General features: G+C 61.2%; 22 protein-coding genes and 1 riboswitch. Of the genes, 11 read left to right on the forward strand and 11 right to left on the reverse strand.

What is annotated here, in order from left to right; all coding sequences use genetic code 11:
* Positions 1-101 precede the first annotated feature (101 nt).
* The gene (locus NT26_RS17885; RefSeq protein WP_052640701.1) at positions 102-539 is read left to right on the forward strand and encodes an Lrp/AsnC family transcriptional regulator; all 438 of its coding nucleotides are present in this window, start codon (positions 102-104) and stop codon (positions 537-539) included.
* A gap of 5 nt (positions 540-544) precedes the next feature.
* Here NT26_RS17885 and NT26_RS17890 read toward each other — a convergent pair whose 3' ends face one another.
* On the reverse strand, positions 545-883 hold the full coding sequence (locus tag NT26_RS17890; protein ID WP_052640702.1) for a hypothetical protein: 339 nt from the start codon (positions 881-883) through the stop codon (positions 545-547).
* Between the two features lie 130 nt (positions 884-1013).
* Between NT26_RS17890 and NT26_RS17895 the strand changes: the two genes are divergently transcribed.
* Positions 1014-2270: a glycerate kinase type-2 family protein gene (locus NT26_RS17895; protein WP_052640703.1), complete on the forward strand. Its 1257-nt coding sequence runs from the start codon at positions 1014-1016 to the stop codon at positions 2268-2270.
* Here NT26_RS17895 and NT26_RS17900 read toward each other — a convergent pair.
* Entirely contained in the window at positions 2267-3139 is an 873-nt protein-coding gene (locus tag NT26_RS17900; RefSeq protein ID WP_052640704.1) for a helix-turn-helix domain-containing protein, read from the reverse strand. The genes NT26_RS17895 and NT26_RS17900 overlap by 4 nt on opposite strands.
* A 120-nt stretch (positions 3140-3259) precedes the next feature.
* On the opposite strand from NT26_RS17900, the gene pobA reads away from it, so the two are divergent.
* Positions 3260-4429: a 4-hydroxybenzoate 3-monooxygenase gene (gene pobA / locus NT26_RS17905; protein ID WP_052640705.1), complete on the forward strand. Its 1170-nt coding sequence runs from the start codon at positions 3260-3262 to the stop codon at positions 4427-4429.
* Between the two features lie 6 nt (positions 4430-4435).
* Here the strand turns inward: pobA and NT26_RS17910 are convergent, their stop codons facing one another.
* A complete protein-coding gene (locus tag NT26_RS17910; RefSeq protein WP_052640706.1) occupies positions 4436-4846 on the reverse strand; it encodes a TIGR02588 family protein in 411 nt (136 codons plus the stop codon).
* A 7-nt stretch (positions 4847-4853) separates the two neighbouring features.
* Complete coding sequence (locus NT26_RS17915) at positions 4854-5669, reverse strand: TIGR02587 family membrane protein (RefSeq protein WP_082077828.1); 816 nt, start codon at positions 5667-5669, stop codon at positions 4854-4856.
* Positions 5670-5973: 304 nt separating this feature from the next.
* On the opposite strand from NT26_RS17915, the gene NT26_RS17920 reads away from it, so the two are divergent.
* Entirely contained in the window at positions 5974-7662 is a 1689-nt protein-coding gene (locus NT26_RS17920; protein ID WP_052640708.1) for a sensor histidine kinase, read from the forward strand.
* 36 nt (positions 7663-7698) lie between these two features.
* Here the strand turns inward: NT26_RS17920 and NT26_RS17925 are convergent, their stop codons facing one another.
* From NT26_RS17925 to NT26_RS17930, 3 genes are all read right to left on the reverse strand, one after another.
* Positions 7699-8472: a DUF1194 domain-containing protein gene (locus NT26_RS17925; protein WP_052640709.1), complete on the reverse strand. Its 774-nt coding sequence runs from the start codon at positions 8470-8472 to the stop codon at positions 7699-7701.
* A 106-nt stretch (positions 8473-8578) separates the two neighbouring features.
* A complete protein-coding gene (locus NT26_RS22210; RefSeq protein ID WP_065814556.1) occupies positions 8579-8737 on the reverse strand; it encodes a YqaE/Pmp3 family membrane protein in 159 nt (52 codons plus the stop codon).
* A gap of 65 nt (positions 8738-8802) precedes the next feature.
* The gene (locus tag NT26_RS17930) at positions 8803-9783 is read right to left on the reverse strand and encodes a 1-phosphofructokinase family hexose kinase (protein WP_052640710.1); all 981 of its coding nucleotides are present in this window, start codon (positions 9781-9783) and stop codon (positions 8803-8805) included.
* A 207-nt stretch (positions 9784-9990) separates the two neighbouring features.
* Here NT26_RS17930 and NT26_RS17935 point away from each other — a divergent pair, with 207 nt between their 5' ends.
* Genes NT26_RS17935 through NT26_RS17945 form a run of 3 tightly spaced genes read left to right on the forward strand, consistent with a single transcriptional unit; the run spans position 9991 to position 11598 of the window.
* The gene (locus tag NT26_RS17935) at positions 9991-10365 is read left to right on the forward strand and encodes a GFA family protein (RefSeq protein WP_052642343.1); all 375 of its coding nucleotides are present in this window, start codon (positions 9991-9993) and stop codon (positions 10363-10365) included.
* Entirely contained in the window at positions 10362-10769 is a 408-nt protein-coding gene (locus NT26_RS17940; RefSeq protein ID WP_052640711.1) for an HD domain-containing protein, read from the forward strand. Before NT26_RS17935 ends, NT26_RS17940 begins: the two co-directional genes overlap by 4 nt.
* Before the next feature lie 46 nt (positions 10770-10815).
* Positions 10816-11598: an SDR family oxidoreductase gene (locus tag NT26_RS17945; RefSeq protein WP_052640713.1), complete on the forward strand. Its 783-nt coding sequence runs from the start codon at positions 10816-10818 to the stop codon at positions 11596-11598.
* Between the two features lie 81 nt (positions 11599-11679).
* On the opposite strand, the gene NT26_RS22475 is transcribed toward NT26_RS17945, so the two are convergent.
* Positions 11680-11883: a hypothetical protein gene (locus tag NT26_RS22475; RefSeq protein WP_082077760.1), complete on the reverse strand. Its 204-nt coding sequence runs from the start codon at positions 11881-11883 to the stop codon at positions 11680-11682.
* A 9-nt stretch (positions 11884-11892) separates the two neighbouring features.
* Positions 11893-12078 (reverse strand): hypothetical protein, encoded by a 186-nt coding sequence (locus NT26_RS17950; protein ID WP_052640714.1) that lies wholly within the window; start codon positions 12076-12078, stop codon positions 11893-11895.
* A 121-nt stretch (positions 12079-12199) separates the two neighbouring features.
* Between NT26_RS17950 and NT26_RS17955 the strand changes: the two genes are divergently transcribed.
* The 4 genes from NT26_RS17955 to thiD all read left to right on the forward strand — a co-directional run bounded on the left by NT26_RS17955 (position 12200) and on the right by thiD (position 16359).
* Positions 12200-13885, forward strand: a complete 1686-nt coding sequence (locus tag NT26_RS17955) for a glycoside hydrolase family 13 protein (protein WP_052640715.1) — start codon at positions 12200-12202, stop codon at positions 13883-13885.
* Positions 13886-13993: 108 nt separating this feature from the next.
* Positions 13994-14088: riboswitch (TPP riboswitch) on the forward strand.
* Positions 14089-14126: 38 nt separating this feature from the next.
* Positions 14127-14933, forward strand: a complete 807-nt coding sequence (gene thiM, locus NT26_RS17960; RefSeq protein WP_052640716.1) for a hydroxyethylthiazole kinase — start codon at positions 14127-14129, stop codon at positions 14931-14933.
* On the forward strand, positions 14930-15565 hold the full coding sequence (thiE, locus tag NT26_RS17965; RefSeq protein ID WP_052640717.1) for a thiamine phosphate synthase: 636 nt from the start codon (positions 14930-14932) through the stop codon (positions 15563-15565). The genes thiM and thiE overlap by 4 nt, the downstream gene beginning before the upstream one ends.
* Positions 15562-16359, forward strand: coding sequence for a bifunctional hydroxymethylpyrimidine kinase/phosphomethylpyrimidine kinase (gene thiD, locus NT26_RS17970; protein WP_052640718.1), 798 nt, complete (start codon positions 15562-15564; stop codon positions 16357-16359). Before thiE ends, thiD begins: the two co-directional genes overlap by 4 nt.
* A 57-nt stretch (positions 16360-16416) precedes the next feature.
* On the opposite strand, the gene NT26_RS17975 is transcribed toward thiD, so the two are convergent.
* Entirely contained in the window at positions 16417-17910 is a 1494-nt protein-coding gene (locus NT26_RS17975; RefSeq protein WP_052640719.1) for a succinyl-CoA:acetate CoA-transferase ScpC, read from the reverse strand.
* Between the two features lie 221 nt (positions 17911-18131).
* Positions 18132-20402, reverse strand: coding sequence for an FdhF/YdeP family oxidoreductase (locus NT26_RS17980; RefSeq protein WP_052640720.1), 2271 nt, complete (start codon positions 20400-20402; stop codon positions 18132-18134).
* Positions 20403-20451: the final 49 nt, after the last annotated feature.

Here is a 20451-nt window from a genome sequence, read left to right on the forward strand (position 1 = left end):
TGATGGAAAGGAGCACAGACGAATGGCAGAATGAATAGTTGGAATTGTCAAGAATGGCCGCTGAAGCTAGCGTTCTGGAACGATCAAGAGGTCAAACTGGAATGCACTCCCTCGACGAGAAACTCATCCGCCTTCTGCGGCACAATGCCCGCAGGAGCATTTCAGACCTTGCCATCGAGGTCGGAGCTTCGCGAGCCACCGTCCGGGCGAGGATCGACAAGCTGGAACGGAGCGGCAACATCATCGGCTATACCGTCGTGCTACCGGCCGATGTCACAGGCTCCGCAGTTCGTGGAATCATGATGGTGGAGATCGAAGGCCGCGTCACCGATCGCGTGATATCTGCACTTCAGGCATTCGCGGAAATCTCGGCGATCCACACGACCAACGGTCGCTGGGACCTGATTGTCGAACTCGGCGCCGACAACCTCGCAGACTTCGACGCGGTCCTCCGCAAGATCCGCCTTGTCCCCGGCATCACCGCAAGCGAAACGAGCCTGCTGCTCGCCACGCCACGCAGCACCCGGGCAAAGCTCTGACGCTGTCAGTTCGCTTTTGATCCAAGCTCTGGGAAGGTTCGCGCCAACTCATCCATGCTTTTGCACACGAACTCCTCGGCGCGGAGGGTCACGGCGATATTGTCGGCGACGGTCAAGGTCTCCTCGAAATGAACGGGGACGGGTTCTCCCTTTGTCCGCCGTAATACCGCCTCGTGGCGGAAGCCGTGCTTCAGCAGCCAGTCGCGGGGAGCCGTCAGGCTCAAAGCAACATGTATGGCTCCGTCGTCCTCCTTCATCGCCTTGATCTTGTAGGTAACCGGGGCCCGATCGCCTTTGATGTCGATCTCACCTGGATAGCTCGCCTGCGTGAGATGCTCGCTCATACCTTGCACTCCCTATGTCTGCGATTACGCGAATCCAATCCTTGGAAGCGCGCTTTGTTCCGTTTGCGGCGGTTGACGGTGACGGCCCGGCGTGGTGCAAGAACGATGATCGATGTTGGAGGGGTGAGTAATGAATGACCGGGAGCTGCTGGCTGATCTCTTCAAGGCCGCCGTCGCGGCCGCCGATCCGACGGAAGGCATTCGCCGTCACCTGCCCACTCCCGGCAAGAGCGGCCGAACGGTCGTTGTCGGAGCGGGAAAGGGCGCAGCACAGATGGCGGCTGCGCTGGAAGACCTATGGGACGGCCCGCTCTCGGGCGTGGTGGTCACACGCTACGGCTATGGATGCGCCACCCGAAATGTCGCGATCCTCGAAGCGGCTCACCCCGTCCCCGATGCTGCAGGCCTGGTCGCGTCTCAACGGCTGTTCGACGTCGTTTCCGATCTGGCGGAAGACGACCTGGTGATCGCCCTGATCTGTGGGGGAGGGTCGGCACTGCTTCCTGCGCCGCCAGCAGGCCTGACGCTCGCGGATGAGGTGGCGCTCAACGAGGAATTGCTCGCCAGCGGTGCCCCCATTTCCGCAATGAACGTGGTGCGCAAGCACCTCTCAACCATCAAAGGCGGGCGGCTTGCAGCAGCAACCCAGGCACGGGTCGTGAGCCTGATCGTTTCGGACATTCCGGGGGACAATCCGGCATTCGTCGCGTCTGGGCCAACTGTCCCGGACTCGACGACGCGGCAGGATGCGCTTGATATCGTCGTCCAGTACGGACTGCGTCTTCCAGAACGCATGCTGGCCCATCTGCAATCTCCCGCAGCGGATGCACCCCGTCCCGACGACGCGGTCTTCAGCCGCAACGAACATCACGTAATCGCTTCGGCCGCGGTTTCGCTCGAGGCCGCGGCCGAAGTTGCTCGCCGCCACGGCATCCATGCGCACATCCTCTCCGACTCCATTGAGGGGGAGGCTCAGGATGTGGCGCGGGTTCATGCTGCCATTGCTCGGGAGATCTGCGACCGCAATCGCCCCTTCCAACGGCCTGCCATTCTCCTCTCCGGCGGAGAAACGACCGTAACCCTCGACGGGAGAGGCGGGCGCGGTGGTCGGAACGGCGAGTTCGCACTGTCCCTGGCGCTGTCGATCGATGGCTATCCGGTCGTCGCACTCGCAGCCGATACGGACGGAATAGACGGCTCCGAAGCGAATGCCGGCGCCTTTGCCGACGGCAGCTCGGTCCGTCGATTGCGCGCCCGCGATCTCGATGCCCGCTTAGTCCTTGCAGGCCACGACAGCTTCACCGCGTTCGAGGCCATAGATGATCTCTTCGTGACCGGCCCCACCGGTACGAACGTGAACGATTTCCGGGCAATCCTGGTCCGTTAGCGCTCAAGGCTTTCGCGTTCATCGGATCTGAACCGGCCAGGCGTCCGACCGGTCCGCTTGCGGAACCAGCGCGAGAAGTAGGCGGGATCCGCAAATCCGAGGCTGACGGCAATCTGCTTGATGCTTGCCGGCGTGAATAGGAGCGCCCTGCTGGCCTCGTCCACCACGCGCGTCATGATGAAGTCGTGAAGGGTTTGTCCCGTGACCTCGCGAACCACGCGATTGAGGTGTGTTACCGACAGGTTGAGCAGGCGCGCGTAGTCTTCTGCGGTTAACTGATCGCGAAACCGTTCCGCAATGAGGGTAGTGAGTGCCTCCACCCGCGCTTGCTTTGCGTCGTGACGGCCCCCGTTGTCGGGCGGGGCAGCCGAGCTGCCGGTTATAAGGATAGCGGTGGTCAGAAGAGACCCCATCAGGCTGCGGCGTTCACCGCGATGTTTCTCAAACTCCTCGGCAATGCGCTGGACGGTCGCATCCAGATAGGGCGCTTCCTTAGCTTCGATGACTGCCATTCGCGGCCGGGAGAGCCAATCTCCCCGGTTCTGCGGAACACGTGCCGTGATCGGCAACCTGTCGGCGACCACCGTTATCACGAAGCCCTCGATATCCTTGGAAAAGCGATAACCGTGGCTCACGCCAGGCGGCATGAGGACCACGCACGGTGGGGTGAGCAGGATCCCTTCGCCCGCGACGTCAGCATCACCCGATCCGTTCCGGATGTACAGGAATTGAAAGAAACTGTCGTGCCGGTGAGGCCTGATCTCCCACCGATACGCACTGCTTCGCGCCGCAATCGTTTCGCAATGCACCCAGAAATCAGCTTCCTGAGGCCTCTTCTCGCCGTAAAGATCGTAAGTTGGTACGAACATCGTCTTGACTGCTGCATGGGCCGAGGATGTTGGTTTTGTCCCATAAGTTGGTGGAAATGTCCATTTCTGCAGCATGCGCGGCGGGTTAGCTTTTGTCAGTTCCAGGCGAGGGAGGGCATCATGCGTACACAGGTCGTCATTATCGGATCCGGGCCGTCAGGGCTGCTCCTCGGCCAACTGCTTACCGATGCCGGCATTGACAACGTCATCCTGGAGCGCGTCACTAAGGACTATGTGCTGGGGCGGGTGCGTGCCGGCGTTCTGGAGGAGGGCATGGTCGAGCTGCTCGATCGGGCCGGTGCCGGTGCGCGAATGCATGCAGAAGGCCTGCCTCACGATGGCATATCGCTCGCCTTTGATGGGCAGGATCACAGGATCGATCTGCACGCGCTGACCGGAAAGCGCGTGATGGTCTACGGCCAGACAGAGGTCACCCAGGATCTCATGCAGAAACGCGAGGCCAGCGGTGCAGTCTCGATCTACGAAGCGGCGAACGTCCTGCCCCATGCGTTCGACGGCGAGCATCCCCATGTCACCTATGAGAAGGATGGGGTCACGCATCGCCTCGATTGCGATTTCATAGCCGGATGCGACGGCTTCCATGGGATCAGCCGCAAATCAGTCCCGGAAGCCGCACTCCAGACCTTCGAGAAGGTCTATCCCTTCGGCTGGCTCGGCATCCTCGCCGATGTGCCGCCGGTCAGCCATGAACTAATCTATGCGAACCATCCTCGAGGCTTCGCCCTCTGTTCCATGCGCTCCCCTACCCGCAGCCGTTATTACATCCAGTGCTCGCTCGATGAGCGGCCGGAGGACTGGAGCGATGAGCGGTTCTTTGACGAATTGCGCGCCCGCCTGCCCGCCCGGCATGCGGAGGCTATGATCACAGGCCCCTCCTTCGAGAAGTCTATCGCTCCATTGCGTTCCTTTGTCGCCGAGCCCATGCGTTTCGGCCGGCTGTTCCTGGTGGGTGATGCGGCCCATATCGTTCCCCCTACCGGGGCTAAGGGACTCAATCTCGCCGCTAGTGACGTCCATTACCTCTTCGAAGGTTTGCGGGAGTTCTACCTCGACCGGTCTTCTTCGGGCCTAGATGCCTACTCCCACCGTGCCCTGAAGCGGGTCTGGAAAGCGGAACGTTTCTCCTGGTCCATGACGATGATGCTTCACCGGTTTCCGGGAACCGGCGGTTTCGAGCAGCGGGTTCAGGAGGCGGAGCTCGACTATCTGGTTCACTCGAACGCCGCCTCAACGGCGCTGGCAGAAAATTATGTAGGCCTGCCCTACTGAGCCTGATCAGGGATCGGTGTATCCGAGCGCCCGCAGCCGGACCTCTCGTCCTGCCGGATCCTGCAGGAGGAAGAGGCCACCGCTCGCCTTGGAGCGCCCCGGTACGTAGTCCAGGGTGACCTCCGCGGTATCGATCACCTGCCCTGAATCGACGACATCCGCCCGCACCAGCACGGCTGCCGCAGTCGATGTACCCTGATTGAGGATGTCGAATTCCAGCCGGAACCCACCCGCGGCCGCAGCGGTCCGGGTCACCGTCAGTTCAAAGCTCGGTGGGACATCGTCCCGCACCAGGGCATCAAAGGCGATCCAGACGATCATCGACAGGACGAGCAGGAGGGAAACCACTCCCGTGGCCCATTCTACCCAGTGGGCTTTGCCAGATTCGACGTGACGGTTCTTGAAGCTCTTTGTCATCAAGGCTCTACAGAATAAGGCGTGCAGCGGCCGCGCCGACCGCACCCGGGAAGCTGAGGACGACCGCAGACAACAAGACCTGCATGCCGGCGGTGTCGTCCAGTCGGCCGAATGTCCACAGGACATAGAAGCTGATGCCGAGCGCCACCATGTATCCCGGCAGCGTGAAGCGGATGAAAGCGTGTGACCCCGGTGTATCTTCCGTCAGTTCATGCGTACCGCGAAAGGCGACGGCATAGACGAAGCCGTGCATGATCAGGATGGATGCAACGATCATCACAAGTGCATGCCATGCAGTCATCTTGAAGGAGATGAGGATGATCTCCTCGGTCGGCGCCACGTTGAGGCTGAGAAACAGAGCACCGATCGCCATCATGAACAGTTCCCGTCCATAGCTGGTACTGATTTCGCTATCCTCTTTCTCGTCCTGCTGCTCGGCCTCCTCGTCATTCTGGCCGCCGAATTGCGATCTTCCAAGCAGTGCGCCGATACTCGCCGGCACTGCTTGGATGGCTATCTTTCCGAGTATTTCGCTATCCGGCATTCCCGGCTTGATGTTGCCGAAGAGCAGCAGAACGAGGACGCTCATCACGATGGCGATGGCATAGGCAATCACGGCGTCACGGGCAGCCTCCCGCCAGGTGAAAGTCTCCTCGAATCCTATCCGATGGGCGAGTACGAGCAGCAGCGGAATATTGATGAGGAGGAGGAGAAGCAGACGATACCGCTCGATGTAGAACCCCAGGTGCCAGAGCTCCATCGTCATCAGCATCGGGAGCCCGAAAATCAAGGCTCCGGCGCCGCCGCGCCCGAGTCCGATCATGAACCGTTGCGTCCGATGCTGGTCGTGATCCAACTCGGTATTCACTCCCGTCGCCAATTCCTTGCTCCCCGTCTGTCGATCGCGAGCATGGCCCGGATGCGTCCCGCGCAGGGATGAGGTGAGCTGCGCAGCAAGACCACCGTGACATAGCTAGAACGACGCGGCTTGAGATCAAGCGGCCACTAGTTATACTGCGCCGCTTGAAGCAGACTGCCTCTGTGTTTTCAGAGCTCTCGCGGACTTGGCGGGCCGCTGGAGCTACAGGTGAAGATGCAGAGGGCGCGGCGGCCTAACGGGGGACGCGATGAAAAGAAGGTCGGTCACGGCGCGGCTGCTACTCCTGACGCTTCTTGCCCTGATGCCGGCAATGCTGGTGTTGATTTACAACCTGATATCAGCACGGCAGGCTGCCTATCGCGAGATTCACATCAACGCGCTGACCGCCGGCCATGTGGCGTCGCTTGAGGTGCGTCGCATCGTTTCGTCAGTGCGGAGCACGCTTGAGGTCCTGTCGACCGTCCCCATTACCCGAACCGGACCAGGCCGACCATGCAGCGACTATCTGCGGATCGTCGACGAAAAGCTCGACATGATCGAGAGCATTACCGTCCTGGACAGCAGCGGCACGCTCCAGTGCGCGTCCCAGCCGACGATGGCTACCGACTTTTCCGACCGTGACTATTTTCGCGACGCCGTTGACCGTAAGGAATTCATCGTCGGGACGTACATCATAGACCGGATCACCGGGGAGCCCGCGCTACCGCTCGCCCTGCCGGTGCTGGAGGGTGAGCGGACTGCGAGAGTGGTCGTCGCCTACCTCGACCTGAACTGGCTGGGGGCTCGCGTTCGTGAGCGGGAGCTCTTTGGCGGCAATGCGCTTACCATCGCCGATCGCAATGGGATTATCCTGGCGCGCGAACCATTTCCCGAGCGGTTCGTAGGCACTCCCATTCCCGAGGAGTATCAGCGGCTGGTGCGGGCCCCGGTCCCAGGCACGCTCGAACTGACAAGCCAGGACGGCACGCGACGCGTAATCGGCTACTATCCGGATCAGGACAGCCTCTACGTCAGCGCCGGCACGTCGGTGGAAAGCGGGCTCCAGCAGGTGGGGAAAGTCACGCGCTTCGGTTTGGCCGTTATCGCGCTTGCGATCGTCGGGCCCTTCCTCGTCGTCTGGTGGGCAGGCCATGCGCTGATCCGCCGGCCCGCACGCCAACTCGTTAGATCCATCAATGCCTGGCGCGCTGGCAACGAGTCTGCCCGTACCGGCATGAGCGGCGACGGGACCTTTGAGACAATTGGCGGCGCCATCGACGCCTTCATGGACGAACTGGCCCTCCGCAGGGAGCAGCAGCAGAAGGACGACCGGATGCGGCAGATGCTGATCCGCGAGCTCGACCATCGCATCAAGAACATCTTGAGCATGGTCCAGGCGGTCGCTCGGCAGACATTTCGGTCTTCTCAATCCATGGAGGAGGCCTCCGAAGCGTTCTTCCGCCGACTGCATGCCATGGCGGGAGCCCATCAGTTGCTGACGAAGAACTGGCAGAGCGCGTCACTGAAAGCCACCGTGGAGACGGCGATACAGCCTTTCGAGGATCCGGCGCATCCGCGTTTCTCGATCGATGGGCCCGATCTGGAGGTCGCCTCGAAAATAGCCTTGTCGCTTTCCATGGCGCTGCACGAGCTTTGCACCAACGCCGCCAAATACGGAGCCTTGTCGACGGACGCTGGGCGGATAGACATTCGCTGGTGCTTCGGAGAAGGCGACGCACCCTTCACCTTTACCTGGACTGAGCAGGGCGGTCCAACAGTCGATCAACCGTCGCGCGAGGGTTTCGGCACTGTTATGATCGAGCGCGTGCTGTCGCAGCAGCTGGATGCGGAGGTTACCCTCGAGTATCGCCCTGACGGATTGCGTTGCGATGTGCGCTCTCGAATGAGGGATCTCTTGGGTGCCTCGTCGGAGGAGGAGGAAGCCGCGGAGATCTAGGCCCCCTGCCGAACAAGTTCGAACGGCGGCAGCTTGCTACCGGTCGAACAGGTTCTGCCACTGCCGCTCGCCAACCAGGCAATCCGTCTGTGGGTCATCAATGCGGATAGGGTCGGAGGAAGCCCCAAGACCACTGATTTCCAGGACCAGCTTTCGCCTGATGGCAGTTGTGAAATCCTCGACACGACGGACAGGCAGCACGAAAGAGCCAGGTCCACCGATGACACAGTCAGCATAATATTGATCGAGAGCGACGGTGGTCGAGGGACGCAGCATGATCGCCAGTCCGTTGATGACGATGCCTGCCGCGACAGCCTTGTCACGGGCGAGCGCCACCGGCTGCCCCACGTTATTGGCGCCGTCCCCGGAAACATCGATGACACGGCGCATTCCGGCATAGCCGTTGGATAGGAGGGCGATCGCGCCTTCCTCGATAGCGGCGGAGATCGATGTTCTCCGGTTGGTGATGATCGGCCTCTCCTGAAGCCGGGCCGCAAAGGCCTTGGCGTCTTCAGCAGTCTCAATGGTCTGCCAATCGAGCCGGGAAGATGGATCGACTACGCCTGCCCATTCGAAATAGCTGACCGCAATCCGCCCGAGCAGGCCGCCGCGGACCGCGTTGATGAAGTCCGGGTGCTGGATCGCCGCGATATAGCCTTCGCGCTGCATGCGGACTTCTTCGTAGTCCATGGACCGGGATACGTCGACGGCCAGCAACAGCTCCACATCGACCTCTCCGCCGTTCTCTGCAGCAGTCGCCCCGGCCGCTGCGCCCGAGAGGGAAAAAAGCATCGCAAGCGTGGCAAGCATGGCGGCTCCGTTCCTGCGTTTCGCAAATACTAGCACAGGATGGGCTGCCCGCGACGCTGCGACGTCAGCGGCGGTTCAAAAATGGGTGATGACGGAAGAAAGGGCCCTATTTCTTGAGGATGACCCAGAGGGCGTGAATAACGCCCGGCAGCCACCCCAGCAACGTCAACAGGATGTTCAGCCAGAAATGCAGCCCGAGTCCGACCTGGAGGAACACCCCGAGCGGCGGCAGCAGGAAGGCAAGCAAGATGCGAATGATGTCCACGGGTCGGCTCCTGATGTTGTCCGTTGCTCCCACAACGCACCAGGCCGGCGGGGGTTCACGTGATGTCAGGGCTGGCGGCTCTTCTGCACGCTTCTTGGCGAGGTTAGCCCAGCTGAGTCGAGAGCGTCTTCGCCATGCTGGTAGAGCATGAGGACGTCCTCCCGGCGGCATAGGTCCGTGCCCTCGCTCATAACGGTCGCGGCTCCTGCGGCTACACCCACCCGGAAAGCCTCCCGCACCGGATAATCGTGGATAAGCGCCCAGAGCATTCCACCAACGAAGCTGTCGCCCGCACCAACCGTCGAACCCACCTTCACCTGGAACGAGGGTAGCTTGAGATGATCTTGCGCACTGACCAGCACGGCGCCCTCTCGCGCCAGAGACACGGCGACATGTTGCACAGAACCTCTCGCGATGAATTCCTGGCAGACCTTGACTGCTTCCTCTAGGCTCAGGCTGCGCCCGACGATTCCTTCGAGTTCGTCGAGGCTTGGCTTGATCAGGAAAAGCCCCCCCACGTCTAGCGCTGCCTTCAATGCCGGACCAGAAGTATCGAGGATGATCCTGCAATTGCGGCCGGCCAACTGCCGCACCATGGACGCGTACTCATCCTTCGGCATCCCCCGCGGCACGCTTCCGCTGAGCACCACGTAATCCCAGGCACCAGTTTCCAGGAACCGACGAACCTCTTCGCATTCCGCCGGGGAGACCACAGGTCCCTCCGGAACGAAACGGAACTCCTCCCCCGTCTCCATGTCCTTGACCATGAAAGCGATCCGGGTCGAGCCGGCAATTCTGACGGTGTGGAGGTTGACGGGCAGCTTCTTGACGGCGTCGAGGAAGACTTCGCCGGTCGCGCCACCCGCCATGACCAGCAGATCGCAAGTGTCTCCCATCTCTGCGAGGACGCGCGCGACGTTCACGCCACCGCCCCCTATGTTCTGCCGTTGGTTGCGCGTCCTGACCTTCTTGGTGGGAAGTATTCTCGATGCCTCATTGGCGATGTCGATGGACGGGTTGAGCGCCACGCAGAGGATCGATGTCATTGTTCCGAAGCCTTTCGCAGTTCCAAGGGGCGGCACCTGTCGAAGTTATGTGGCCCTAGCCATTTAGAAGGTCCGCCGCGTGCAGCCAAGGGTCATCCCGTTTCCAAGAGCAAGCGGTGCGGAACGAATAGGTCAATGAGGCCGTTCACGGTGGCAAAATCAGCGTAACTGGCTTGATCCACAGTGATGATCAAGGGAGAGGCTTGGATGATTATCCGTTCCGGACGCTGCCTCTGCGGCGAAGTCACCTACTCAGTGAAAGGTCCGCCGTTGAGGGTCGGCCTCTGCCACTGTAGCGACTGCCGGAAGGAGAGCGGCTCCAGTTTCGTGACATTTGCCGTATGGCCGGGGCACGCGTTCGAAAGCAGCGGCGACCTGGCCGTTTTTGAGGGCCGGGGCTTCTGTCGAACCTGCGGCTCGCGACTATTCAATCCGGGCGCGGGAGAAGTCGAGATCCGAGTTGGATCGCTTGATATGGCCCCTACGGATCTTGAGCCGACCTATGAGATCTGGATCAAGCGCCGTGAGCACTGGCTACCCCCCATCGGTACCGCAGAACAATTTGTCGAGGACCGGCGATGAACTCCGATGTCGCACATGCACGCGAGATTGCGGAAGCGGCTCTTGCCGGCCGGGTGAAGAAGGGCGGCGAACCTCTGCTTGAGCATGTCGCCCGTGTTGCTGCATCCGTCGCCGACGAAATCGAGCAGATCATTGCCTGGCTCCACGACGTCCCTGAGAACGCCCCGGAATGGACACTCGAGCGTCTGCATCAGGAGGGATTCGCGCCAGCCGTTCTGGCGGCAGTGGACGCTCTGACCCGGAGGGAGGGAGAGTCCCACGCTGACTTGGTAAGAAGGGCAGCGGCAAATCCTCTGGCTCGGAAGGTTAAGCTCGCGGACCTGAGGGACAATCTGGCAACTGCCGAGCGCACCGGAGGCGACGGCGAAAAATATCGAAACGGGCTTCGGCTTCTGGAAGCGTGACAACCAGCTAGCACCTCAGCGATGGGACGCAAATGGGAGAGCCAACATGGACCTGCAATCTCGCGTGGCCCTGGTGACGGGTGCCGGATCAGGAATAGGTCGTGCGTCAGCCATTACCCTTGCCGCTCAGGGGGCGAAGGTCGGCCTTCTCGGACACACGCGGAAGGATCTGGAAGACACTGCAACTGAAATCACCAGTCAGGGCGGGCAGGCCCTCGTGCTCGAGGCCGATGTTTCCGACGAGGCGCAGATGAGAAGCGCGGCAAAAAGGTTGATCGATGCTTTCGACCGTCTCGACATTGTTGTCGCCAATGCCGGCATCAACGGGGTGTGGGCACCCATCGACACTCTTCAGCCCGATGAATGGGATCAGACTATCGCTGTAAATCTGCGGGGCACGTATCTCACGCTCCACACCACCGTTCCCATCATGAAGGCGCACGGCGGCGGGTCGATCATCATCGTCTCCTCCATCAATGGCAACCGGACGTTCAGTTCGCCGGGCGCCACCGCCTATTCGGCCACCAAGGCCGCACAGGTCGCCATGACGAAGCAGCTGGCGCTCGAACTGGGCAGGCACAAGATACGGATCAATGCGGTCTGCCCCGGCAAGATCGACACCGAGATCGATGACAACACCAGCATTCGTAATCCCGGCAGGACGGCCGTTCCCGTAGAATGGCCGGAGGGCGACATCCCTCTGACCGAGGGCAAACCGGGCGCCTCCATGGATGTTGCTGACGTGATCCTGTTCCTCGCCTCGCACAGGGCGAGACATGTGACCGGCGTTCCGATCTACGTCGATGGCGGCCAAGGTCTGTTGCGATAACATCAGTCAGCCGCGAGCGGCATATAGCATGGTCCAGGAGAAACCGGCACCGATCCGTGGTGCCGGTTGTCCCCATGTCGTCTAGTGGCTGCCGCCGCCTTTACGTACTGAGTCATGGGTATGATGGCTGTCATGTTCGCCACCTCCGCCCGACACCTTGCTGCGGGAACGATTGTCTGGATCAGCCGGCGGCTTCTTCAAGTCGAGTGGCGCCTTGGCGTTTTCGTGCGAGGAGCCGGGTCCTCCTTGCCGGATGCTGGCCGGCGTCTTCTGCGATGTAGACATGCAACGCTCCTAACGGTCCTGCTGGTAACCCTGATGCGTGGTGTTCACCTTGCTGTTGCCTTGTTGACCCTGCTTGTCGAAATTCTTTTCGCGCGGGTCGACGGGGCTGCCCTTGGAAAGGCTGGCGGCGGAACGCTCGCCGGTGCCTTTGTCGCTGCGGTTCTCGTCAGGGACGGGTGGGAGTTTGCTGTTCATGACGACCTCCTGTGTAAGTAAGTCGTTTGGCTAACAGACAGGATGGCTCAATGTTCCGGCAAACGGGAACCGGCCCGCCAATCCTGCGTTGCGGATCGTGATGTCGATATCGGAGCCGCCCATGAAAGAGCTTGTCAACAAGCCAAAGTCCCTCTCGATCATCGAGCGAAAATGGTGGCACGCGGCAACCGTTTACCAGATCTATCCGCGCAGCTTCTGCGACAGCAACGGCGATGGGATTGGCGACCTTCCCGGCATCATCGGTCGGCTGGACTATCTACAGTCCCTTGGCGTCACGGTTTTGTGGCTGTCGCCCATCTACAAGTCGCCGATGGACGACAACGGCTACGACATATCCGATTATCAGAACATCGCTGATGAATTCGGTACCCTCGCTGATTTCGACAAATTGGTCGCCGAGGCGCGCCAGCGCGGCATCGGGATCCTTCTGGATCTGGTGGTCAATCATACCTCCGACGAACACCCATGGTTCGTCGAGTCCCGCAGTTCGCGCGAAAGCCGCCTGCGCAATTTCTATATATGGCGGCCGCCGTCGGCCGATGGCGGGCCTCCCAGTGATCTGACCTCGTCCTTCGGAGGTTCAGCCTGGACGCTCGATCCCGGCACCGGCGAATATTACCTTCACCTGTTTTCGAAGCGGCAGCCGGACCTCAACTGGAAGAACCCGGAGGTCAGATCCGAAATCTACCGCATGATGAACTGGTGGCTTGATCGAGGTATTGCCGGTTTTCGGATGGACGTGATCGACCTGATCGGCAAGGAGGTCGATGCCGGCATCACCGCAGACGGCCCGCACCTCCATGATTACCTGCAGGAAATGAACCGCGAGACATTCGGAGAGTGGGACGTTTTGACAGTCGGCGAGGCCTGGAGCGCGACGCCCGATTCCGCCCTGCTCTACTCAGGGCGGGACCGCAGGGAACTCTCCATGGTCTTCCAGTTCGAACACGTCACCCAGAGTTGGGACGAGACCCACGGCAAGTGGCGACCAAAGCCCGTCGATCTGGTGAAGCTGAAGGCCGTCCTGGGCAAGTGGCAACATGCTTTGGCAGAAGACGGTTGGAACTCCCTGTTCTGGGGCAATCATGACCTGCCGCGCGCCGTGTCACGATATGGGGATGCCTCGGGATATCATGTTGAATCGGCCAAGATGCTGGCGACCGTGCTGCACCTGATGAAGGGCACGCCGTTCATCTATCAGGGGGAAGAGATCGGCATGACGAACGTCTCCTTCACGTCCCTCGACCAATACAAGGACATCGAAACCCTCAACATACACCGTCTGCACGTCGAGGCCGGCCTTTCGACAGAGGACTTCATCCGCGGTGCCAATGAGAGCGGCCGCGACAATGCGCGAACGCCCATGCAGTGGAGCGCCGATCCCCACGGCGGTTTCACGACCGGCTCCCCGTGGATTGAGGTTAATCCCAACTACGCGACGCTGAATGCAGCCAGCCAGGTATCCGACGATCGATCGATCTGGGCGCATTACCGGGAACTCGTTTCGCTTCGCAAGCAGCATCCCGTCATTGTCTATGGTCGCTATCAGGCTTGGCTGGATCACCATCCCGACGTCTTCGTTTACACGCGCGCGCTGGACGAAGAGGAACTGCTGGTGATCGCCAATTTCACCCCACGCACGATTACGATCGAACTTCCGGATGAACTCCATCGGCGCGGTCGCCCCTTGATCAGCAATTACTCCCCGGTGGAGGAGGTCGGGGAGACCCTCGGCCTCGCGCCTTACGAAGCTTTCGCGCTGCTCTCGTCCCGCCTCGCGCCCTAGGTGCACCGGAGCGACCTCCGCGCGACGCGAGCCAGCATGGGCCGCACCCTGCCCCGTGCAGTTCGGGACGCTTTCGAGAGTGACAACTGGCCCAATTCTTCCTAAGTTGCGAACAGACGGGGGCGTCCGCTGAAGCGGGCTGAGAAGCACCCTTTGAACCTGAACCAGATCATGCTGGCGGAGGGAGTCGCGGGTCGAGATACCGTTGCCTTACCTCGCTGGACGAAGAAAGGCATTTCTCTTGACCGAATTTCCTTCCAGTTGCGGAACATTGCTGGAGGCGCTGCGCGCAAAAAATCCTCTCGTCCAGTGCATCACCAATGATGTCTCGATGAACATTGCCGCGAACGTCCTTCTCGCTGCCGGCGCGTCTCCGGCCATGGTCAGCGCCGAGGAGGAGGCTGCCGAGTTTGCCCGCGTTGCAGCGGCCGTCACGATCAATATCGGCACATTGTGGGCGGCTGACGTCCCAGGCATGAAAGGTGCCGCCGGCGCGGCAAAGGAGACAGGCAAGCCCTGGGTCCTCGATCCCGTGGCCCACTATGCCACGAGCTTTCGTCGCCAAGTTGTAGGCGAACTCCTTGAGCTCCAGCCGACCATCGTCCGGGGAAATGCTTCGGAAATCATGGCACTCGCTGGCCTTGAGAGCAGGGGACAAGGCGTCGACAGCCGTGACAGCAGCCTGGCGGCAGAAACGGCGGCCGTGGATCTTGCCCGACGCTTCGCCTGCGTCTTTGCCGTCACCGGCGAGATCGATCTCGTCACGGATGGACGTCGCCGCGTTTGGATCGAGGGAGGCTCCACGCTCATGCCGAAGGTTACCGCGCTGGGCTGCGCATTGACCTGCCTTACCGGAGCCTTCGCCGCCGTCGCGCCGGGCCGGCCGCTGGAGGCGACCGTCGCCGCCATGACGTTGTTCGCCGTTTGTGGTGAGGATGCCAGCCACCGGGCCGAGGGCCCTGGCTCTTTCCCGCCCCTGTTCCTCGATGCGCTGGCGGCGATCGGCCCGCAGAGGCTGGAATCGGAAGCAAGGATACGAGCGGAATGAAGATTTTTGACCTGTCGCTTTATGTCGTCCTCGATCCCGATCTCTGCCGCTCGGTGGGCATGGTCGAGACTGCGCGCCTTGCCACGGAAGGCGGCGCCACCATGATACAGCTTCGAGACAAGCGCGCCGACCGGACGAGCCTGATCGAGACAGGCAAGGCGCTCAAAGCTGCCCTGGCCGGATACGGAATAGCGCTGATCGTCAATGATGACGTAGAGGCCGCACTCGAGATCGGTGCAGACGGCGTGCATATCGGGCAGGAAGACATGTCGGCAGCTGCGGCGCGGCTTGCCATCGGCGATCAACTGATCCTTGGCCTTTCCGTCGAGACTGCGCAACTAGCGCACGAGGTGGATCCGAGTATCGTCGACTATGTCGGCGTTGGGCCGGTCTTCGCCACCGGGACCAAGCCGGATCACAAGCGACCGATCGGCCTGGAGGGTCTCGGCCATATCATATCCGTCTCACCGGTTCCGGCAGTCGCGATCGGTGGACTGAAGATGGAGCATGCAGCTTCGGTCATGGCCGCTGGAGCCGCCGGCCTTGCGGTCGTCTCCGCCGTCTGCGGCACGCCCGATCCACGCGGTGCCGCCCGTGCCCTGATGCAGGAAATAGTAAAGGCGCGGCCATGATTGCGAACATTCTCTCCATTGCCGGATCCGACCCGTCCGGGGGAGCAGGCATACAGGCCGATTTGAAGACCTTCGCGGCTCGCAGCACCTATGGAATGGCGGTCGTGACCGCCCTCACCGCGCAGAACACGAAAGGCGTCTACGGCGTCCAGGTCATTCCAGCCGGCTTCGTTGCTGATCAGATCCGGGCAGTTTTCGACGACGTCCGCGTCGATGCCGTTAAGATCGGCATGATCGCAAATGCGGAAATCGCCGAGACCGTGGCCGACATCCTGTCCCGGCAGCCCGGTGTGCCGATCGTGCTTGACCCAGTGATGATTGCCAAAGGCGGCGCCTCGCTTCTCGCAGAACAGGCGGTCTCAGCGCTTCGGGATCGCCTCCTGCCGCTTGCCACGTTGCTGACGCCGAATCTCCCCGAAGCAGCCGCCCTTCTGGGAGAGCCAGAGGCGCGGGATCGCCAAACGATGGCTGAACAGGCGGAAGCGCTCAGAGCCCTCGGTGCCCGCGCCGTGCTAGTCAAGGGGGGCCATCTTCCGGAGGATGAAAGTCCCGACGTCCTTGCCGATCCCGCCGGCCTGACATGGCTTGAAGGGCGGCGGTTCCAGACGTCCAATACCCATGGGACAGGATGTACGCTATCCAGCGCGATTGCTGCCGAACTAGGCAAGGGTAATGATGTCGTGGCCGCCGTCCGAACGGCCAAGCTGTACCTCGCATTAGCGATCCATCGTTCCGGGGAACTCGATGTGGGGTCCGGTCATGGACCCGTGCACCATCTCCATGCCACCAGCTGAAGGCGCAGTCGGACGAAGCCTCGGCATCAATTTCTTTGGCAGCGTGACAATAGCCGTCTAGCTCTTGTGCATTGTCCCCGTCGCCTGGGCATGGATGTGCCAGGACAGCGCCTCTTCCAGGAGATGTGGCGTGTGGCCGCCGCGCGCGCAGGCGCGTTCGAAATAGCTCATCAGGGCGTCCCGGAAACTGGGGTGAACGCAGTTCCGGAGGATTTCCCTTGCCCGCTCCCGTGGCGCCAGCTCGCGAAGGTCGGCGAGCCCATTCTCCGTGACGATGATGTCGACGTCATGCTCGGTATGATCGACATGCGGAACCATGGGGACGATCGACGACAGCTTACCGTCCTTGGCGAGCGACTTTGTGACGAAGATCGACAGGAAGGCATTCCGCGCGAAGTCTCCGGATCCGCCGATGCCATTCATCATGTGCGTGCCGTTGACATGCGTCGAGTTGACATTGCCGTATATGTCGAGCTCCAGCGCCGTATTGATGCCGATCACTCCCAGCCGGCGGATGACTTCAGGATGGTTGCTGATCTCCTGCGGCCGGAGCACCAGGTGCTCCTTGTACTTGTGGAAGTCGGCAAAGACCCGCTCCGCGCAGGCAGTCGAAAGGGTGATGGAGGATCCGGAGGCGAAGGCGAGCTTGCCCGCATCGAAAAGATCGAAAGTGCTGTCCTGCAGCACTTCACTGTACATGCGCAGATGATGAAACGGGCCATCGGCGAGACCGGTCAGAACGGAGTTGGCGATTGTGCCGATTCCTGCCTGCAGTGGTTGGAGGGTCAGGTCCAGTCTGCCTTTTTCGACCTCGTCCTCGAAGAAACGAATGAGGTGCGAGGCGATCGCGCTGGTATCGGCATCCTGCGGCTCTATGGTTGACGCGCTGTCCTTTTCGTCAGTGACTACGATCGCGGCGATCTTGTCGGGATCAATCGGCACGAATGGGAACCCAACGCGACTGTCGCAGGTTACGACCGGGATCGGCACACGGGTTGGTCGCTTGCCGGGGAAGTAGATGTCGTGCAGGCCCTCCAGTTCGGCTGGCTGGCTGAGATTGATCTCGACGATGATCTTCTTGGCAAGGACCGCAAAGCTCGCGGAGTTGCCGACCGAGGTCGAAGGAACGATGTTTCCCTCTTCGGTGATGGCAGCAGCCTCGACGATGGCATAATCGATTGGACCAAGCTGGTTGGAGCGCAGGTGCTCCACCGTTTCCGAGAGATGCTGATCGATGAACATCACTTCGCCGCGGTTGATGGCGGTGCGCAGGGTTCGGTCCGCCTGGAAGGGCATGCGGCGGGCAAGCACCTTTGCCTCAGTCAGCATCCGGTCGACATCGTGGCCAAGGGACGCGCCGGTGATCAGCGTAATCTTGAAGGGTTCTGTGCGGGCGCGCGCTGCCATGGCGATGGGAACTGCCTTGGCGTCGCCGGCGCGGGTGAACCCGCTCATGCCGATGATCATCCCGTCCTTGATCAGGGCTGCCGCCTCCTCCGCCGAAACGATCTTGTCAAGGAGCGCGGGGCGACGGATACGGTCGGCAATCATCTTCTCATCCTTCGATGCATCCGGCCATTTATCGAGGGCCGGGCAGCCGTGTCAAAGGCAGGCGACGACCGCCTGTCCAGGCGGCGCACCTTAGTGCCGGGAGATCCTCTGGCATTGACAAGTATCAAAGACCTGCAGCTGATCCTCCGGAGCCACCGAGGGCGCCGGCAAAGCGCGGCGTCCCGAGGCCCCGGAAGGTCAGGCCATCCTGACAACAACAGTCACGGCAGGATTCGAACAGGCACAGCCTTCGCCGCCGGTGTCTGCGAAAACTTCTCGTGATGCGAAAGCGGGATCAGCGGGTTGAGTTCGGGATAGTAGCCGGCAACGCAGCCGTCCGGCAGCTGGAAGGGCAGCACCTTCAGCCCGCCCACCTTGCGTTCCTGGCCATCGTCGACATCGGTTTGCAATTCGACGACCTGACCCTCCTGAAGACCGAGCTTTTCCATCTCCTTCGGATTGATCAGGAGGACATCGCGTGTCCCTTCGATCCCCCTCAGACGATCGCTGTAGCCGTAGATCGTCGTGTTGAACTGGTCGTTGCTGCGCAGCGTCATGAGGCGATAGCGCCCTTCGCGATCTTCGAAGCCCGCAGCCGAAAGGGCTTCGGGCACGGTGAATTCCGCTTTGCCGCTCTTCGTCTTCCAGATCCTTTCGCGTGCGCTATTGCCGCGATAGAAGCCGCCCGGCGTGAACAGGCGCTTGTTGAAGTCGTGGAACTTGTCCGGATAAGTCTCCTCAATCAGGTCGCGGACCTTGCCATAGTCGCCCGTCCATTCGTCCCACTTTACCTTCGGGTTGGGCGGAAGCGTGGCTTTCGCCATGCCGGCGACGATTGCGAGCTCCGACAACAGGTGCTCGCTGGCGGGCTTGTGCTTGCCGACGGAGCCGTGGATGCAGCTCAGGCTGTCTTCCATTGAAACTGTCTGTGGTCCGCCCTCCTGCATGTCCTCCTCGCTGCGTCCGAGGCAGGGAAGGAGGTAGGCCACTTCGCCGTTGATCAGGTGGCTGCGGTTGAGCTTGGTGGCGATCTGCACCGTCAGGCGCATCTTCGTCCAGGCTGTTTCCATGACATCGTGATCGGGGATCGCTCGTACGAAGTTTCCGCCGAGACTGACGAAACCGCGAATGCTGCCATCCAGGATCCCCTCGCAGGCCTCGACCGTATTGACGCCTTTCTCTTTCGGCGGGTCGAAGCCGAACATGGACGACAGCTTGTCGAGGGGGACCAGCTTCGGCTTTTCCGAGATGCCGACGGTGCGCTGTCCCTGCACGTTGGAATGACCGCGGACGGGGGAGATGCCAGTACCATCTCGACCTATATTGCCCTTGAGTAGGAGCATGTTGACGAGCATGGCGATGCTTTCGAAGCCGCCGACCTGTTGCGTCAGCCCCATCCCGTAGATGCCGATCACCTTCTCCGCATCCACGTAAACCTGTCCGGCGGCCTCCAGGGCTGCCCGATCAAGCCCGGACTCCCGCTCGATCTCTTCCCAGCTGGTGGCGCGAACCTTCTCTTCAAACGCGTCGAAACTGTTGGTGTGCTGCTCGACGAAATCGCGATCGATCACCTTACGGCCCTGCTGCCTGGCCTCATCCTCCTTGGCAAAGACATGCTTGCACATGCCCATGATTGCCGCGATGTCGCCGCCTGTCTTGACCTGGTGATACTGGCAGGAGATCTGCGTTTCCTTGCCGGTCAGCATCTCCGTCGGGCTCTGCGGATTGATCATCGTCTCCAGCCCTTTTTCGCGGACCGGATTGAAGGTGACGATCTTGCAGCCGCGCTTGACCGCCTCCTGCAGGGGATGGAGAAAGCGCGGGCTGTTGGAGCCGGTGTTCTGGCCGAAGAAGAAGATCGCGTCGCAGGTAGAAAAGTCCTGGAAGACAGCCGTGCCGACAGACGCGCCGATGACCTTCTTAAGGCCGACGGAGGTTGTCTCGTGGCACATGTTGGAGCTGTCCGGCAGATTGTTGTTGCCGTAAAGCCGGGCAAAGAGCGCGTAGAGATAAGAAGTCTCCAGACTTGCCCGACCGGATGTGTAGAAGACCACCGATTTGGGATCGAGCGCCTTCAGCTCCTGGCCGATCGCCGAAAAGGCTTCTTCCCACGAACAGGGGACATAGTGGTCGCTATTGCGGTCATAGCGCATCGGATGCGTTAGGCGCCCTTCCTGTTCGAGGTCGTGATCCTTCCAGCCGCGCAGTTCGGTGACCGTATGCTTGGCGAAGAAATCCGGGGTGCAACGGCGCGTCGTCAGCTCCCACAGGGTGGCCTTCGCACCATTCTCGCAAAACTCGAGCGGATGATGATCGGCCGGCTTCGTCCAGGCGCAGGAGACGCACATGAAGCCTCCTGGTTTGTTCTGGCGACGCAGCGTATCGGCAACCGCCGGCGAGTTCAGCTCCTTGGCGAAGATGCGCGCGATCCCTCGCACCGAACCCCAGCCTCCAGCCGGGCCATCATAGTGTACGGTCTCGTTCTTCGACATTGGCGTCCCCAGGTGAACAGATGGAACAGAATCCACCCCGCCGACCAGT

Source organism: Pseudorhizobium banfieldiae (assembly GCF_000967425.1).
GTDB classification, from domain to species: Bacteria; Pseudomonadota; Alphaproteobacteria; order Rhizobiales; family Rhizobiaceae; genus Neorhizobium; species Neorhizobium banfieldiae.

Excerpts from the sequence above, each read along its gene's own strand:
- NT26_RS17945 (WP_052640713.1), top strand. The coding sequence starts at position 10,816 with ATGGACCTGCAATCTCGCGTGGCCCTGGTGACGGGTGCCGGATCAGGA.
- NT26_RS17895 (WP_052640703.1), top strand. The coding sequence starts at position 1,014 with ATGAATGACCGGGAGCTGCTGGCTGATCTCTTCAAGGCCGCCGTCGCG.
- NT26_RS17900 (WP_052640704.1), bottom strand. The coding sequence starts at position 3,139 with ATGTTCGTACCAACTTACGATCTTTACGGCGAGAAGAGGCCTCAGGAA.
- NT26_RS17885 (WP_052640701.1), top strand. The coding sequence starts at position 102 with ATGCACTCCCTCGACGAGAAACTCATCCGCCTTCTGCGGCACAATGCC.
- NT26_RS17940 (WP_052640711.1), top strand. The coding sequence starts at position 10,362 with ATGAACTCCGATGTCGCACATGCACGCGAGATTGCGGAAGCGGCTCTT.
- NT26_RS17950 (WP_052640714.1), bottom strand. The coding sequence starts at position 12,078 with ATGAACAGCAAACTCCCACCCGTCCCTGACGAGAACCGCAGCGACAAA.
- thiD (WP_052640718.1), top strand. The coding sequence starts at position 15,562 with ATGATTGCGAACATTCTCTCCATTGCCGGATCCGACCCGTCCGGGGGA.
- NT26_RS17930 (WP_052640710.1), bottom strand. The coding sequence starts at position 9,783 with ATGACATCGATCCTCTGCGTGGCGCTCAACCCGTCCATCGACATCGCC.
- NT26_RS17980 (WP_052640720.1), bottom strand. The coding sequence starts at position 20,402 with ATGTCGAAGAACGAGACCGTACACTATGATGGCCCGGCTGGAGGCTGG.
- thiE (WP_052640717.1), top strand. The coding sequence starts at position 14,930 with ATGAAGATTTTTGACCTGTCGCTTTATGTCGTCCTCGATCCCGATCTC.
- NT26_RS17975 (WP_052640719.1), bottom strand. The coding sequence starts at position 17,910 with ATGATTGCCGACCGTATCCGTCGCCCCGCGCTCCTTGACAAGATCGTT.
- NT26_RS17890 (WP_052640702.1), bottom strand. The coding sequence starts at position 883 with ATGAGCGAGCATCTCACGCAGGCGAGCTATCCAGGTGAGATCGACATC.
- NT26_RS17910 (WP_052640706.1), bottom strand. The coding sequence starts at position 4,846 with ATGACAAAGAGCTTCAAGAACCGTCACGTCGAATCTGGCAAAGCCCAC.
- NT26_RS22475 (WP_082077760.1), bottom strand. The coding sequence starts at position 11,883 with ATGTCTACATCGCAGAAGACGCCGGCCAGCATCCGGCAAGGAGGACCC.
- NT26_RS17955 (WP_052640715.1), top strand. The coding sequence starts at position 12,200 with ATGAAAGAGCTTGTCAACAAGCCAAAGTCCCTCTCGATCATCGAGCGA.
- NT26_RS17935 (WP_052642343.1), top strand. The coding sequence starts at position 9,991 with ATGATTATCCGTTCCGGACGCTGCCTCTGCGGCGAAGTCACCTACTCA.
- NT26_RS17925 (WP_052640709.1), bottom strand. The coding sequence starts at position 8,472 with ATGCTTGCCACGCTTGCGATGCTTTTTTCCCTCTCGGGCGCAGCGGCC.
- NT26_RS17920 (WP_052640708.1), top strand. The coding sequence starts at position 5,974 with ATGAAAAGAAGGTCGGTCACGGCGCGGCTGCTACTCCTGACGCTTCTT.
- NT26_RS17915 (WP_082077828.1), bottom strand. The coding sequence starts at position 5,669 with ATGATCGGACTCGGGCGCGGCGGCGCCGGAGCCTTGATTTTCGGGCTC.
- pobA (WP_052640705.1), top strand. The coding sequence starts at position 3,260 with ATGCGTACACAGGTCGTCATTATCGGATCCGGGCCGTCAGGGCTGCTC.